17 protein-coding genes and 3 tRNA genes are annotated in these 15,656 nt (G+C 31.0%); 9 read left to right on the forward strand and 11 right to left on the reverse strand.

The annotated features are described in order from the left end of the window. Positions 1-19: 19 nt before the first annotated feature. The 5 genes from UCYN_RS04510 to grxC form a co-directional block, all read right to left on the reverse strand. The gene (locus tag UCYN_RS04510; protein ID WP_012954327.1) at positions 20-580 is read right to left on the reverse strand and encodes a DUF2808 domain-containing protein; all 561 of its coding nucleotides are present in this window, start codon (positions 578-580) and stop codon (positions 20-22) included. 225 nt (positions 581-805) lie between these two features. Then, positions 806-1,105, reverse strand: coding sequence for a DUF3593 domain-containing protein (locus UCYN_RS04515; RefSeq protein ID WP_012954328.1), 300 nt, complete (start codon positions 1,103-1,105; stop codon positions 806-808). 58 nt (positions 1,106-1,163) lie between these two features. After that, positions 1,164-1,496 carry a DUF2499 domain-containing protein gene (locus UCYN_RS04520; RefSeq protein WP_012954329.1) on the reverse strand — a complete coding sequence of 111 codons (333 nt, stop codon included), beginning with the start codon at positions 1,494-1,496 and terminating at the stop codon, positions 1,164-1,166. A 27-nt stretch (positions 1,497-1,523) separates the two neighbouring features. Continuing rightward, the gene (gshB, locus tag UCYN_RS04525; protein WP_012954330.1) at positions 1,524-2,483 is read right to left on the reverse strand and encodes a glutathione synthase; all 960 of its coding nucleotides are present in this window, start codon (positions 2,481-2,483) and stop codon (positions 1,524-1,526) included. 7 nt (positions 2,484-2,490) lie between these two features. Next, positions 2,491-2,751 carry a glutaredoxin 3 gene (gene grxC, locus UCYN_RS04530; protein ID WP_148207785.1) on the reverse strand — a complete coding sequence of 87 codons (261 nt, stop codon included), beginning with the start codon at positions 2,749-2,751 and terminating at the stop codon, positions 2,491-2,493. Between the two features lie 338 nt (positions 2,752-3,089). Here grxC and UCYN_RS04535 point away from each other — a divergent pair, with 338 nt between their 5' ends. The 4 genes from UCYN_RS04535 (at position 3,090) to petD (ending at position 6,527) form a co-directional block, all read left to right on the forward strand. After that, positions 3,090-3,905, forward strand: a complete 816-nt coding sequence (locus UCYN_RS04535) for a 6-pyruvoyl trahydropterin synthase family protein (RefSeq protein ID WP_012954332.1) — start codon at positions 3,090-3,092, stop codon at positions 3,903-3,905. A gap of 297 nt (positions 3,906-4,202) precedes the next feature. Further along, a complete protein-coding gene (locus UCYN_RS04540) occupies positions 4,203-4,613 on the forward strand; it encodes a CAAD domain-containing protein (protein WP_041487875.1) in 411 nt (136 codons plus the stop codon). Positions 4,614-5,244: 631 nt separating this feature from the next. Continuing rightward, positions 5,245-5,913: a cytochrome b6 gene (gene petB, locus UCYN_RS04545; protein ID WP_012954334.1), complete on the forward strand. Its 669-nt coding sequence runs from the start codon at positions 5,245-5,247 to the stop codon at positions 5,911-5,913. A 131-nt stretch (positions 5,914-6,044) separates the two neighbouring features. Beyond that, positions 6,045-6,527 (forward strand): cytochrome b6-f complex subunit IV, encoded by a 483-nt coding sequence (gene petD, locus UCYN_RS04550; RefSeq protein WP_012954335.1) that lies wholly within the window; start codon positions 6,045-6,047, stop codon positions 6,525-6,527. Positions 6,528-6,753: 226 nt separating this feature from the next. Here the strand turns inward: petD and cobA are convergent, their stop codons facing one another. Both cobA and queD read right to left on the reverse strand, forming a co-directional pair. Continuing rightward, complete coding sequence (gene cobA, locus UCYN_RS04555; protein ID WP_012954336.1) at positions 6,754-8,268, reverse strand: uroporphyrinogen-III C-methyltransferase; 1,515 nt, start codon at positions 8,266-8,268, stop codon at positions 6,754-6,756. Between the two features lie 17 nt (positions 8,269-8,285). Beyond that, positions 8,286-8,681, reverse strand: coding sequence for a 6-carboxytetrahydropterin synthase QueD (gene queD / locus UCYN_RS04560; protein ID WP_012954337.1), 396 nt, complete (start codon positions 8,679-8,681; stop codon positions 8,286-8,288). A 178-nt stretch (positions 8,682-8,859) separates the two neighbouring features. On the opposite strand from queD, the gene UCYN_RS04565 reads away from it, so the two are divergent. Together UCYN_RS04565 and UCYN_RS04570 are read left to right on the forward strand one after the other, a co-directional pair. Further along, a tRNA-Asp gene (locus tag UCYN_RS04565) sits at positions 8,860-8,933 on the forward strand. Between the two features lie 63 nt (positions 8,934-8,996). Then, positions 8,997-9,069 (forward strand) — tRNA-Ala (locus UCYN_RS04570). Here UCYN_RS04570 and UCYN_RS06135 read toward each other — a convergent pair. Together UCYN_RS06135 and UCYN_RS04575 are read right to left on the reverse strand one after the other, a co-directional pair. After that, complete coding sequence (locus UCYN_RS06135) at positions 9,060-10,472, reverse strand: hemolysin family protein (RefSeq protein WP_071813729.1); 1,413 nt, start codon at positions 10,470-10,472, stop codon at positions 9,060-9,062. The genes UCYN_RS04570 and UCYN_RS06135 overlap by 10 nt on opposite strands. 30 nt (positions 10,473-10,502) lie before the next feature. Then, entirely contained in the window at positions 10,503-11,162 is a 660-nt protein-coding gene (locus UCYN_RS04575) for a hypothetical protein (protein WP_012954338.1), read from the reverse strand. Positions 11,163-11,277: 115 nt separating this feature from the next. On the opposite strand from UCYN_RS04575, the gene UCYN_RS04580 reads away from it, so the two are divergent. After that, positions 11,278-11,350: transfer RNA gene (locus UCYN_RS04580), tRNA-Ile, on the forward strand. A gap of 131 nt (positions 11,351-11,481) precedes the next feature. Here the strand turns inward: UCYN_RS04580 and rpiA are convergent. Both rpiA and UCYN_RS04590 read right to left on the reverse strand, forming a co-directional pair. Beyond that, on the reverse strand, positions 11,482-12,183 hold the full coding sequence (rpiA, locus tag UCYN_RS04585) for a ribose-5-phosphate isomerase RpiA (RefSeq protein WP_012954339.1): 702 nt from the start codon (positions 12,181-12,183) through the stop codon (positions 11,482-11,484). A 130-nt stretch (positions 12,184-12,313) separates the two neighbouring features. Beyond that, positions 12,314-12,769: an RNA recognition motif domain-containing protein gene (locus tag UCYN_RS04590; protein WP_012954340.1), complete on the reverse strand. Its 456-nt coding sequence runs from the start codon at positions 12,767-12,769 to the stop codon at positions 12,314-12,316. Between the two features lie 961 nt (positions 12,770-13,730). Here UCYN_RS04590 and hemC point away from each other — a divergent pair. After that, positions 13,731-14,687, forward strand: a complete 957-nt coding sequence (gene hemC / locus UCYN_RS04595) for a hydroxymethylbilane synthase (protein ID WP_012954341.1) — start codon at positions 13,731-13,733, stop codon at positions 14,685-14,687. 514 nt (positions 14,688-15,201) lie between these two features. Further along, positions 15,202-15,555: a YbaB/EbfC family nucleoid-associated protein gene (locus UCYN_RS04600; RefSeq protein WP_012954342.1), complete on the forward strand. Its 354-nt coding sequence runs from the start codon at positions 15,202-15,204 to the stop codon at positions 15,553-15,555. Positions 15,556-15,656: the final 101 nt, after the last annotated feature.

A 15,656-nucleotide genomic window follows, 5' to 3' on the forward strand; every position in this document is an offset into this window, starting at 1 on the left:
ACACTATTTCTAGTAACATTTAGGTACGAGAAAAAGAAACTATCCAGGTACCAACATAAACTCTAAGTGGAATTTGTCCAGAAGTTAAAATATCACAAATAAAATAATAAGTACCAGAACTAGGATTTTTAAGATTAGAGAATACAAGTTCAACTGAATTCCCTGCCTCAAGATCTTTTTCTATATCAATCTCTAGTACACGATTTTCTTTGTCCCAATAAATTTCTTTAATCGGGATAGATTCTCCACCAACACGAACATCTACAGATTTTGTATTAAACTTCCCATCAAACTTTGGATCTTTAAGATAAGATACAAAGAATTTGCTAACGCCTTGAGTTAATTTTTTTTTAGGTACACGCAACCTCATACGTTCACCATAAAACTTAGGGCGTCCGTTAAAATCAAGCTTATACTCTAAAATATCACTACGATTTTCTATACCACTAAAAATAACTAAACCTGAATTTCCATTAGCCATAGAAAGATCAGGAGATAAAGTGAATAAACATCCAGATAAGGCTAGAGATGCTGTAGAGTATCTAAAAATTTTTGCTTTTAAAGTTTTTACTATTTTCATATAAGGTCTATTAGATAAGTATTTCTTTTTTACTAAAGGATAGCATTACATTAATCAATCATAATGTAATAATTAAAATAGCTAATACAAAAATTATGCTTTAAGCTCATCTTTATCTATAAAATCAAGAAATATTTTTATTTTTACGTTATTCAAATTAATTTTTGTAATATTTACGAGTGCTCAAATACTATCGAAAAATCAAGAAAACAAGGGTAATACAATTTATTTATCTTGTTTATTTTTATATTTAATAATTTCTTCATAGAATCCAAATACTACTAAAGTATTAGACAATGTGAGGAATAGTTCAGCTGCTCCATGTAACCAATCAATATTGGCTAACTCTTCTTCATATACTTCTTTTGCAAAAATACCAGCAGGAATTGTTATTGCAACAAAAATCAATAAACAATAAAAACCTATTAACGCAAGTCTTGGTGTTTCCTTTGAGTATGTTAAAAACCATAAAAAACCAAGATAAGGAAATAAAGATAATAAGAATAATGTATTTACAGATAACATAATAAAACATTTAGAATTTTAGTAGAATACACCACGTAATTATTGAAAGATAACTCAGTTAGGTCAACTCACTGGATCCGGAATTTTCTTTATCTATAGCTTGGGAATTAAGAAAAATATGTCTGCCAGCAAGACACAAAGTACTATTACCTAATAAAGTTAATGCTGCTTGTATAGTTACCAGCCAATCTAAAGATGGAGAATTATCAAAAAAATGCCAAAGGCATGCACATGAAGCGCTGGCCAATGATGGTAGCATAGCAACTGAAAGAAACTTCCAATAATTCTTATTGCTTACTTCTGAATAAGTCCATACAAGCCAAATAGCGATTATCCATTCAGTTACACTAGCAATATGGATCATCCATGTTGGAATTGAGAGTAAAGTCATAGAAATTAATATATTAATTACAATTTTTTATTGAGATGTTACCCATTTAATTACTTCTTGACCTAAATTTTTCTGATCAAGACTATCAATTTCCCTGATACCAGTAGGACTAGTAACATTTATTTCAGTAAGATAGCCACCTATAATATCAATTCCTACAAAATATAAACCATCTTGCCGTAATTTCTTTCCTAAAACTTTACACATGTCATGCTCTTGAAGACTAATTTCTGCCTTTTCAACTCTTCCTCCAACAGCCATATTCCCTCTAAATTCTTGGCCAGTAGGTACTCTATTTACTGCTCCTATAGGGTTACCATTTAGTAAAATAATCCTTTTATCTCCATATTTTGCTTCAGGAAGAAACTGTTGTATCATTACTGGTTCCTGCCCCTGATGAGTACTAATTTCAATAATTGAATTAAGGTTAGGATCTTGTAGGTTTAAAATTAAAATCCCTTCGCCAGCTTTACCTCCTAATGGTTTTAAAACAGCTGTTTTGTATGTATGTACGAAGTCATGGATAATCTCTTTATCTTTACCTACGATAGTAGGCGGCATGAACTGATGAAATTGTAAAGCATATATCTTTTCGTTAGCTTCACGTAATCCTCTAGGTGAATTGAGAACCAAGGTATTTATGGGATTAATAAGATCTAAGATATATGTTGCATAAAGATAACGAATGTTAACAGGAGGATCTTTCCTCATAAAAACAACATTCATATCATCTAAACATACTAATCTTTGGGAAGATATCTCATACCAAGAAATATTTTTAGGTTTTTGCTTCTCCCTAAAAAATGTTAGGTCTACTTCTATCCTGGACATTCTTGCCCAAGCTTTTCCTTCAATAATGCTAAGTTTATTAATTTTAGTGACCCATACTTCATGTCCTAAGTCCTGAGCCGCCTCTATCATGGCAATAGTACTATCATGATTAGGCTCAAGTTCTGAAATAGGATCAACAACAAATGCTAATTTCATTATTTGCTTACTCTTCTAATAACTTGTCTAAACCTCCAGTTGCTTCCATAGAATGTAATTCATCACAACCTCCAATGAACTTATTGTTAATGAAAATTTGAGGTACACTACTTTTTCCATTGGTTCTTTCAGTCATTTTAGCTCGTGCTGCTTCATCTCCATCAATGCAGTATTCAACAAATTTTAAATTCTTTTGATTAAGTAGTGCTTTAGCCCGAATACAAAAAGGGCAAGAACTCCATGTATATATTTCTATGTTAGTCATTATGCATACCAAAAATATTAGCAATATTGATAATTGTACTAGTTTATGACTGTTTGCTACGCCAATAAATCATAAAAAATAAGTATGATGAATATTTTATACTTGATTGGAATTGTAAAAAATTATAGTTTTCTCTTGACTAGCTTAATTGATTTGATTGAAACTTGATTTTTAACGGTTTTTCTAAGAATCGTATTTAGAGAACTATTTCGTACCAAGCCGACAGTAAAAATTTTTTATAATATGTGTTCTATATATTTTTAGAAATAATTTAAAACGATCTATACTAAAGTATATGGATTTAAAAAATTCTACTAAAGTTTCTTAGTATCACATTTATCATGAAATGTACTGTCAATCGTCGCGCCGAATTTAGTGCCAGTCATCGATACTACTTGCCAGAATGGAGTATAACTAAGAATGAAGAAGAATTTGGAGCTAACAGTTTTTCCCCAGGTCATGGACATAACTACGTTTTATTTATTTCACTGGAAGGAGAAATAAATAAGTATGGAATGGTTGAAAACCTTTCTTTTATTAAAAAAATAATTAAACAACGAGTTATTGATGAACTTAACTATTCTTGTTTAAATAATATTTGGCAAGAATTTAGTGATACTTTACCCACTACTGAAAATATTGCTAGGATAATTTGGGAACACTTATATCCACATCTACCTATTACTGGCATAAAGTTATTTGAGCACCCCAAACTTTGGGCTGAATACCGAGGAAATGATATGCAGGCAACATTAACCACCCAAGTCCACTTTAGTGCAGCGCACCGTCTAGCTCTTCCTAATCTTAGCTTAGAAGAAAATACAAATATTTATGGAAAATGTGCTCGTGTTCATGGCCATGGACACAATTATCATCTAGACATATCTGTAAGCGGTAATATTGATGTACGTACTGGAATGATCGTAAATCTTGTAGATTTGCAAAATATAATTAATGACTATGTCATAGAACCTTTTGATCATACGTTCCTTAATAAAGATATTCCATATTTTGTTCAAACTATTCCTACAGCTGAAAATATCACTCTTTATATTGCTCAGCTATTAGAAGAACCAATTAGAAATCTGGGAGTTGTATTACATAAAGTTAAGTTAACTGAAAGTCCAAATAATTCCTGTGAAATTTACTGTTCCTAAACAATAGAAATATTATAAATCGAAATTGAAGAGGAACAAAAATTAACTATATTTCGTTAATTAATGTAACATTATCTCACTAAACACTAGAGAGTTAATCAATAATTTGTCTAAATTGTTTTTTAAGGTTTTAAAATCCGATAAAAATGTTTATTATTGTCTTGTCTGTACTTAAAAGATCTACCTGTTAAAGGTAGCTTATAAAATGAGCGCAGGTTAGGCAGTCTATTTTATAGTGTGATGTCTTTTGGCATTTACAATATTCACTTCTTAGATTTTGAAAAGGATACAGCAGATATGGAATTCAATGTTCAAGAGCAAACAAACCCAAAAGACTTAAGTACTGAAACAGAAGGAAGTCTTACACCAGCTTTTTCTCTAGGTAATCAACCCTGGCAGGAATGGTTAACTCCTATGGTAGATAGTTTTGCTAAAGTTCCCGAATATGTTGGTCGATTCTTTAGCGAGTATAAACAGCCCCTAACTACTCTTGGCTTATTGATTCTATCTTTCATTAGTGTCAAGATCATGATTGCTGTTTTAGGAGCTATTGATGATGTTCCTTTATTAGCTCCTTTATTACAAATAATTGGATTAGGCTATACACTCTGGTTTACCTGGCGTTACCTTTGGAAATCATCTAATAGAAAAGAGTTACTTTCTGAATTCGAAGCAGTAAAAAACCAAGTTTTTGGTAACAATATATAATCATTGCTATGACTTCATGATTTCTCGAATCCCTCCGATTATAAGAACTCGGAGGATTCATTATAATTATCCTAAAAATAATTTTAGATCTTTGGTAAAATAAAAATTAAATTTATCAAAGTTTAATAAGTTTTTATATGTATCTTTACTTAAATATTTAATCTTGATCTGCAGTTTGATGTTGTTTAATACTTGAGATAGGGCTGTTTTATTTAAAATAGTGTTTAGTCTCTCAATAATAAAAAAAATAGCAGCGCAAAAGATACTTGGTTCAACATTATTCTTAAAAAAATTATAGAACTGACAAAAAAATCTTCAAGTTAGTTTTACACCACGGTAGCAAATTATATTGAATAACAACTATAGAATCTATATATTTAATTTATATATTTAACTTTATAAAAAGACTAACACTACATATACTAGGTTTTCAGCTTTAACATACTCAAAATTCTTTAGTAATAATGCAAATTATATTGGAGTGAAGGCAATGATTATGTTAAATTTCTTAATAAGACACTGTGTTTACTAAAGTTTAAACCTTAGCGAGAATACCTCTTAAAAGACAGTACAGTGAATCACTCACGATACCAATCATCTATCTTATATTTGATAACGGATTATAGTTTCAATGTTCTCTAAACAAGTTACAGATTCTAAAATTTATCAGTGGTTTAATGATCGTTTAGAAATCCAAGCTATTTCTGATGATATTACTACCAAATATGTTCCACCCCACGTTAATATTTTTTATTGTCTTGGTGGAATTACTCTAGTCTGCTTCATCATCCAGTTTGCTACTGGTTTTGCAATGACTTTTTATTATAAACCTAGTGTTGCTGAAGCATTCAACTCAGTTCAATACATCATGAATGAGGTTAACTTTGGATGGCTAATCCGTTCTATCCATCGTTGGTCAGCTAGTATGATGGTTTTGATGATGATATTACATGTTTTCAGAGTATATCTTACAGGTGGATTCAAAAAACCTCGTGAATTAACCTGGATAACAGGGGTCACCATGGCTGTGCTTACAGTTTCTTTTGGAGTAACCGGTTATTCTTTACCTTGGGATCAAGTTGGTTATTGGGCAGTTAAAATAGTTTCTGGTGTACCAGCAGCTATCCCAGTAGTAGGAGACTCACTAGTAGAACTATTAAGAGGAGGACAAAGTGTAGGTCAAGCAACACTTACTCGTTTTTATAGTCTACACACCTTTGTTTTCCCTTGGTTAATTGCGGTGTTTATGTTAGCCCACTTCTTAATGATTCGTAAACAAGGAATCTCTGGTCCTTTGTAATTCTGAATTTCAAAATGTTAATTAGAACAAATTAACTACTAACAAAGTTTAGATAATTTGATTCTGATTATTAATGTTTAAGCAAAAACATGAATAATCTATTATTCATACTAATAAGGAGAATTAATTAAATGGCCATTGAAAAAAAGCCAGATTTAAGCAATCCTAAATTGCGTGCTAAGTTAGCTCAAGGAATGGGTCATAATTATTACGGAGAACCAGCTTGGCCTAACGATTTACTTTATATCTTTCCAGTGGTAATCTTTGGAACTATTGGTCTAATAAGTGGTTTGGCTGTTCTTGATCCAGCTCTAGTTGGAGAACCAGCTAACCCTTTTGCTACGCCTTTAGAAATTTTACCTGAATGGTATCTATACCCTGTTTTCCAAATTCTAAGAATTCTTCCCAGTAAATTATTGGGAATTGCTTGTCAAGCAGCTATACCTTTAGGATTAATGCTTATTCCTTTCATTGAAAGTGTAAATAAGTTTCAAAATCCTTTCCGCCGTCCTCTAGCTTCTAGCGTATTTCTTTTTGGAACAGCTGTAGCACTATGGTTAGGCATAGGTGCAACCTTTCCTATTGATAAATCTTTAACTTTAGGATTATTTTAAAATAAACCAAGTTTTAATTTAAGCTTCAAGTTTTTTATAAGCCGAATATTCCTAAACTTTTAAGAACAGGAATATTCGGCTTAATATTTTATACATAATTTCTTAGTTAAGAATCAATTGCAAAAATTATAAATAATTTAATATCTGATTATCTTGATATATTCAATACAATCTAATGAAACATATTGGTGGTTTGTATATACGCCTATATCCGGAATGGCAGTCTCTATGAAAAGTAATCAATTAATTGGTTAGTTAAGCCTTCTAACGTGTATTCTTTTGCTTCAACATCAACTCTGCCAAATAAATCATTGCAGGTTTTTGAAGTTTGAGGTCCAATACATGCTAGATAAACATTATCTAATTTAGATAAGATCTTTTTTTCTTCTATACTATCAGGAAATATATTCTTGAATAAATGATAGAAATGTTTAACAATTTTAGAACTAGTAAAAGTAATTATATCTACTTGCTCATTTTTTAATATTTTCCATATTTCATTATCAATATTTTTAGGGCAAATTGATTGATAAGCAGGGACTTCAGTGATACTAGCCCCTTTTTTTATAAATTCTTTTAAAAGTATATCTCTTCCTCCTGTCTCTACCCTAGGAAATAAGATCTTTTTACCATTGATATCTTCTGGAAAATTTTCAACTAATGAATCAGCAATAAAATCAGAAGGTATAAAATTAGGTTTTAAGTAAAATTTCTTTAAATAATCAGCTGTTTTTTTACCAACAACAGCAATTTTAATATTATTTAAAATACGAATATCTTTTCCTAAGTCATGTAATCTTTCCATAAAAAACTTCACCCCATTTGCAGAAGTCAAAACCAGCCAATCAAAAGATGAAATTTCTTGAATTGCTCCATCTAGTCTTTCCCAAGAAGAAGGTGGTAGTATTTCTAACAAAGGTAGTGTGATAACATCTGCTCCAGCTTCTTGCAACTGAAATTTAAATTGACTAGAAGACTCATGAGAACGAGTTATTATTACTTTTTTACCTGCTAAGGGGAGATTAGAAGACGATGGCATATTTCTTAATTTTACTACTTCTCCAATTATGATAATAGCTGGAGATAAATAATTAGCTGCAATCTTATCAACTATAGTTTTTAGTGTTCCTGTAATTGTTATCTGATTGGAACTTCCGCAATTATGAACGATTGCAACCGATTCATTTGAAGACTTACCATTAATTATTAATTTATCAATAATTTTACTAAGATTCTTTATTCCCATCAGAATTATTAGTGTATTACTTCTAGCTAATGTTTCCCAGTCTAATATGGTTAAGTCATGTCCCGTTAATATTGTGAAGCATTGACTTATTTTTTTATCAGTAATTGGAATTCCAGCTAATACAGGAGCTGCCAATGCTGAAGAAATACCAGGAATTATTTCGTACTTACAATTAGCTTGCGTTAAGGCATATACTTCTTCTGTAAGACGCCCGAATAAGGAAGGATCACCTCCTTTTAACCTTACTATTTTCTTCCCTAACAAACAATGATTTACTAATAAGTTATTAATATATTTTTGATGAGTACTTAATTTACCTCGACGTTTTCCAACATAAATTTTGAGGCAATTAACTGGTACCAATTCTAATAAACTCGAATCAATTAAAGTGTCATATATTACTACTTCTGCATTAGATAGTAAATAATATCCCCTAAGAGTCAAATAAGATATATTAAATACTCCTGAACCTACAAAGAATATTTTGCCTGTCATATTATTATATTAAGTTTTTACGAATTAGAACCCTTAACATAGCTAGCAGAAGATGTACAAGTTTCTTTTACTTCAACCATGGTTAATCCAGGAAGCTTTGCTTTTTCAAGTTGTTCGAAAATCCATTGCGCAACGGCCTCACTAGTTGGGCTTTCTAAGCCTGTAGTTTCGTTAAGATAGTAATGATCTAAAAAATTTTCTATAAGAGGATTTAAATAATTATTGATATCACCAAAATCCATAACCATACCTTTTTGTGATCCCTCATCGTGTAAATTGTTTTGTGTAATATAAACTCTTCCTACCCAGCTATGTCCATGAAGACGAGAGCATTTCCCTTTATGATGAGGTAGCTTGTGTGCTGCTTCAAAACGAAATTCTTTATATATTGTCCAACTACTCTTTAGATTCATACAAAAATCCTATAATAAAGTTCTCGAGATCATCTTACAAGATTAATATATAAATAGTTACAAATTTCATCAATAAATTTAAAAAAAGTAAAACAATAAAGACATATTACAGTGTCTTTATTGTTTTAACTTGACAATATATACAGAAAATAGTTATATTACTTTAGCAACAGAAATTGGGACTGTAGTTCAACTGGTTAGAGCACCGCCCTGTCACGGCGGAAGTTGCGGGTTCGAATCCCGTCAGTCCCGCTAAGTATCCAGAATTTGTATATACCCATACAACATAAACTTATTTCAATGCATTTTTTTATTGGGGAATTAGCTCAGTTGGTAGAGTGCTGCGATCGCACCGCAGAGGCCAGGAGTTCGAATCTCCTATTCTCCATCATAATTATTCTCCATGTTCATATCATCGCAATCTCCTGAACTATTGGCATTTTTCCCCAAAATATCGTAGTTGCTAGAAGGTTTTCTTTGAATATGAATTTGTCTTAAACGTGGGCCTTCAGACTTAACGATAGTAAATAATAAATTGTCATACTTTAATATTTCTCCCTGCATAGGTATCTTTTGCCACTGATATGATAAAAAACCTCCCAATGTTTGATATTCATCTATCAAAGGTAAGTTTAAACCTAATACATTATTGAGCTCTTCTAAATTTAATTGAGCCTCTATTAAAAAATTATTTTCATCAATTATTTTTAATATTTCCTTTTTTTCAGTTATATCTTCTGAATCATTACCTAGGATTTCTCCAATTACATCTTGTATTGTAATTAGCCCAGATGTTCCTCCAAATTCATCTACTATAATTACCATTTTTAGTTGTGATCTCTGCATTAAAGATAATAATTCATCAAGAGGCATTGATTCAGAGACAAACTTTACTGGTTTAACCCAAGCGCATAGAAAAGAGTTTGAACTCAACTCCCCCTGAGCTAAAGGTTCGGCAAGATCTTTGAAATCAATAATACCTAGAATATCATCAAGAGAATCACCTTTAATTGGGTAGCGAGAATGTCCAGTTTTAGTTACTTCTTCCAATAATTCTTCAAAAGTAGTAGTTTCTGAAACAGCAATTAATTGAGTACGAGGAACCATAACTTCCATTGTCGTAACTGTACCAAACTCAAATATATTTTTAAGCAGAGCTCTCTCTTGAGCTTCTAGACCTGTTGATTCTCCTTCTGTAGATATGATTAATTGTAATTCTTCAGGAGTAACCTGACTGTACCTTTCTTGCCCCGTATACTGAATTCCAATGCTGCGTAATAAAAAACGTGTCGATTGATTTAAAATCCAAATAAAAGGATTAAATATCTGTGATATAACTCTAATTGAAGGTCCTAAGAATCTAGCTAGTTGTTCCGAGTACAACAAGGATAATGATTTAGGGCATAATTCTCCTAAAACAATCTGTAAATACGCCAAAAACAGAAAAGCACAAGGTATAGCAATGCTATGAGATAGGCTTATACTAACAAATCTCGGCAATGGTGATTTTGTTAAGACTTCTATCACTAACTTGGCCATAACACTTTCTCCAACCCAGCCTAGGGCCAAACTGGATAGTGTTATGCCTAACTGTGTCGTTGAAAGCAAGCGATCAAGACTACGCTGCAAAGATTGAACTGTTTGAGCTTGAATATCTCCAGCCTTAACTAACTGACTAATCCTTGATCTCCTAACCGAAACCATCGCAAATTCTGCAGTAACAAAAAATGCATTAATGGCTATAAGGAAAAAAACTGATAAAACCCGTATTAAAATATCTGAAGTTGACATATATCAAATGTGATAACTTTTAAATAATTATCAGATCACAGGAATATTATTTATATTGAGTTTAAGCTTTCTATCAGGATAATTAGTTAAACTTAGAGATAAAGTTCTACTTTTCTTAATAGAAAAATGAGGAATTCTTATCTCTCCCCTAAAAATATTACTCTTAGGTGGCAAGACTTCTGGAAGACCTTTTATGGTTGCCCCAAGAGAATAATTCTTATCATCACGAATTTCTAAAGAACTATAAAGAAATTTAATTTTATCAGTCCCTTTATTTTGTAAATTAATTTTCAAAAGCATTGCCTCACCTTCATTTAGGACCTCTTTTATTTCTAGTATTACTTCTCGATCCGTAACTTGCAAAGGTAAGCTTTTTGAAGTTTTATTATGAATATTTTGAGTTTTGTCATCTTGAGATTCGTTTTTGTGGAAATTTACTAATTCTTTTTTTTGATTTGTATAATCATAAACCTTACTTAATACAGTTTTTTCGTCAATAGGCTTGAACTGAGTTGGTTGGGTGAATGTGTTGGAGTTATCCACCAATTTTTTACTAGGATTAGTATTTAATTGATTTACTCCTTTAAGGGCTTGAGAGCCTGCCTGATAAGCGAAATAAGCTCCCATGGTACCAGTACCTATAAGTACTGATAATAATACTGTAAGCCTTACCGTTGCATTTGTTTTCATCTTGTTGATTGAATGATACAAAATTCTTCTTGATTATAATAATTTAGTTGAACAGTTACACAAATATTTTTATCTATTCACTATTGCGCTATAATATGTTAGCTTTAAATTAATCCCAGGGTTGGCCGAGCGGTTGAGGCAACGAACTCATAATTCGTGCAAGGCAGGTTCAACTCCTGCACCCTGGACTAAACAAGATATTTTAATCAGATACCGTTTAAAACAATAATAAAGTAAATATTTTAAAATCTTATCTTTCTTGAAAATTTAAATATCTCTGACATCTATTTCATTTAATACAATTATAAGAACACGTTTTTTAAAATTCTCTTACTACAGGAACATCCTCAATAATTTCACCTATCAAAATCAAATCTGCCACGTCAACAAATAAGCCATTATCTAAGACACCTGGAATATTGTTAATTATTGCTTCTAAACTTTTTGGATCATTAACATAGTCAAATTTAGTATCAATTATCAAGTTGCCTTGGTCTGTAACAACTGGTCCAGCTTTTTTGACACCCATTCGTAAATCAGGACTACCTCCAAGTTCTTTTAATTGTCTTATTACTGGGGTAAGAGCTTTAGGTATGACTTCAACTGGTACTGGAACAGTAGAGCCTAATTTATCTACCATTTTATTGCCATCAACCACTACAATAAATTTTTTAGCAAGACTATCAACAATTTTTTCTTGAGTGTGAGCAGCGCCACCGCCTTTGATGAGATTTTTATATGGATCAACTTCATCTGCTCCGTCAATTGCAATGTCGATGTGATCTACCATGTCTAGAGTGCTAAGAGGAATATTATATTGTTTAGCTAAAACTTCTGCCTGGAACGAAGTCGGAATACCTACTATGTTTTTCAAGGTACCAGATTGCAAGCGTTTTCCAATATGCTCTATTGCGTAAGCGGTTGTGGATCCTGTTCCTAAACCGATAATTGAATTAGATTCAATATATTCAGCGGCAGCTTTCCCAACTTGTTGTTTCATAACTATTATTGGATCAGTCATCTATTACCTCCTTTAAATTTAAAGTTTATTAAATTCTGCTTTTGAATTTTTTACATTAAATGAACGATAGGGGATGAGGCAGGCTTTAGCTAATTAATCCATCCCTTATTTATCATTTATCTATTACTCTCTAATTTTTGGAAGATGAAGATGTTGCCAGTATTTGTTTTAATTGAGCCAATTGATCTGCCCAACGAGGATCGGGTTGAAAGCCTTCATTCCCAGAGTTTCCTGATATCTGAGTCCTGTTATCACGTTTTTTGTTAGTGCTTTTTTTAGCTCTAGTAGGTGCAGGTTTAATATCAGTGCTTTCATCTGAGGAATCTTTCCCTTTAGCTCTTGGAAGAGCTTTTTCAATTTTAAGAGGATTTTCCATAAAAGATTGACCATTATATTTTTCAATAAACGCATCTGCTAATTCATCTGTCAGAACAGTAACAAACGCGAAACCCCGACACTTACCTGTCTTACGTTCTTTGATAACTTTAATCGAAATAGTTTCGCCGGCATCAATAAACAATTCTTCTAGAGTTTGACGTTCAATATTTTCTTTAGGCAAATTACCTACATATAAGCGAATAGACATTTTAGAATGTACCTCCAGTAATTGAGTTGATGAAATTTTTAGTTAGCTCTCGTTCTGAGGGCTATATACTTTAGACCTAAGCAGATTAGAAAAATAATTTTTTCATAATCTTTTATGCTATTGGTAAGATTTGATTTTTTTAATGTGGACCTATTTTCTTCAAAACTAATTTTCCTTGAACAAAGTTAATGTATCCAAATAGATTACCAAAACCTGATTTAATTTCATTTATTAACAAATGTAGATAAAACAGATACTACTTTTCTAGATTATTACAGATTCTATAGACGATTCGCCAAATAATTAGAAAAAAATAGAAAAAGTTCTAAGTGATTTTTATTTTTTTCTAATTATTGAGTAAGCAATATTTTTTAGTAATTATTTTTCAACTGATCATTTAAGTTATTAAACTAATATATCTTCAATTATTGATAATTGAAGATATTTTAATTTTTATATAAAGATTTCTAAAATTTATATTAGTAGAATTTATATATATATTTAGTTTGTGCTAATTATTAACAATAAATATCGAAATTAGTTTGTAAATAAAATCCATAGGAAGCATATCTGAAAAAGGTTTCCCTACTGGCGAATAAATCTAGCATTATTTTTTTATAATCTACCCTAGCAATCACTATCATTTAAAAGTCTAATTTTTAAATAATAGCGTCTCATATTTTGTGAAGTTTTATGAATTCATTACTTTAAAAATTAATCAAAAATTACACTATATCCATCGACTTTATATTTATAATAAAGTGCTATAGATTGTTAAGCAATGATATCTTACAAGACTATTTGTAGAATAGAAATCCATAAAATAGTCTTATATCGTTCTGTGTAAAGAAATATAAATTTTTTCACATATGATTATTCTTATCTATTCTATGAACAAAGACTACGATAATCTGTACTCATCTAATTTTCATGATTACGTTCAAATAATAACTTATTCTTTATGGTTGTTTCTAATCGTTTAATTCGCATTGGTTCTCGAAAAAGCCAATTAGCATTGGTGCAAACTTACTGGATACAAGAACAACTGCAAAAGCATTATCCTAATTATGAGTTTCAAATAGAAACTATGAGTACACAAGGAGATAATATTTTAGATGTTGCTCTTGCAAAAATAGGAGATAAAGGACTATTCACAAAAGAGTTAGAAGTAGCCATGTTGCAGAATCGAATAGATTTTGCAGTTCATTCATTGAAAGATCTACCAACTAATTTACCAGAAGGTTTAATGTTAGGCTGCATAACAGAGAGAGAAAATCCTGCAGATGCGTTAGTTGTTAATGAAAAATATAAAAATAACAAATTAGATACTTTGCCAGAAGGATCTATTATTGGTACATCGTCTCTTAGAAGGTTGGCTCAACTTAGGCATCACTACCCTTATTTAATTTTTAAAGATGTTCGTGGTAATGTTAACACTCGCTTGGCCAAGCTAGACGCCGGGGAATACGATGCTATTATTCTTGCAGCAGCAGGCTTGAAACGTTTAAACATGGATAATAGAATTCATCAAATTATTCCTGAAGATATTTCTTTACATGCCGTAGGGCAAGGTGCTTTAGGCATAGAATGTAGAGCAGCTGATTCTAGGATTTTGGAATTACTTGAAGTTTTAAAACATTCAGAAACTCATTATCGTTGCATGGGAGAACGTTCTTTTTTAAGAGCATTAGAAGGTGGATGCCAAGTACCCATTGGAGTTACTACTAAAATAGAATGTAATATCTTAACTTTAACTGGAATTGTAGCAAGCCTAGATGGAAAAACCATGCTGAAAAATACTGTTTCCGGTCATATGGAACAAGCAGAAAATTTAGGATATGAACTATCTGTATGTTTACGAGATGCAGGTGCGACAGAAATTTTAGACAAAATATTTTCTGAAACTAGAATCCAATAAATATGAATTTATTATTTATTAGAAACAGTATTAATATTACAAATGTTTTTTATAAGCCAAATAATTCTTTTTATAAAGATAGAAGCATTATGTTTTATATGTTAATTAGCAGATGTTTTCTATGAATTAATTACGTAACTTAATTAACTTGCATTTTCTATCGCTTGAAGTAAATAGTCATTTATTGATAAGCCTAAATGGGGATATTGTATGTTTCCAATAGCAGATAATTTTTACTTAAACGACTTCCTTTCATAGATATCAAAAAAATCAAAGCTTTCTTAGATATTACTTGTAAAAAAGATAATAAAAAAGTGTGCAATATTTAAAAAAATAGTTTTACACTAACGAATTAACAAGCATAACTTTAATTACTCTAAAATCAATTTATATCTTTATGCTACGATAAACCAGGAATAAATAGTCTCTATAATTGAGAAACAAGTAAATATAAGAACTTTTTCTCGGAGATTATAATTATTAATTTAGTTCTATTAAATATTATTTAAAAGATATGTCACAAGAAAAAGGAAAAGGGTTTGGATTTGGATTAGGAAAAATTAAGGAACTTCAAGAAGCATTTAAAAAAGCACAACAGGTTCAAGCTGGAGCACAACAACTTCAAGAAGAGTTAGAAAAAATGGGTATCGAGGGTTATAGTGACGAAGCGAAGCTAGTTACAGTAATCATTAGCGGGAACCAAGAACCTCGTCAAGTTATTATTAGTCCAGATGCTATGAATAATGACCCTAACGCTTTATCTGAACTTGTAACAATGGCTATGAAAGATGCCTATAATAAATCAACTGAAACAATGAGGGAGAAGATGGAAGTTCTTACTAGTGGATTAAATTTACCTGGAATGTAATTTAAAATACATGGGAAGTTGGGCGAATAATTTTCTCCCAATTTCCTTAATTTAAATAATACCTAATTTAAAGAACTCATTATAAAAAATAGATCAATTGA

This window comes from Candidatus Atelocyanobacterium thalassa isolate ALOHA (genome assembly GCF_000025125.1).
Lineage (GTDB): Bacteria > Cyanobacteriota > Cyanobacteriia > Cyanobacteriales > Microcystaceae > Atelocyanobacterium > Atelocyanobacterium thalassae.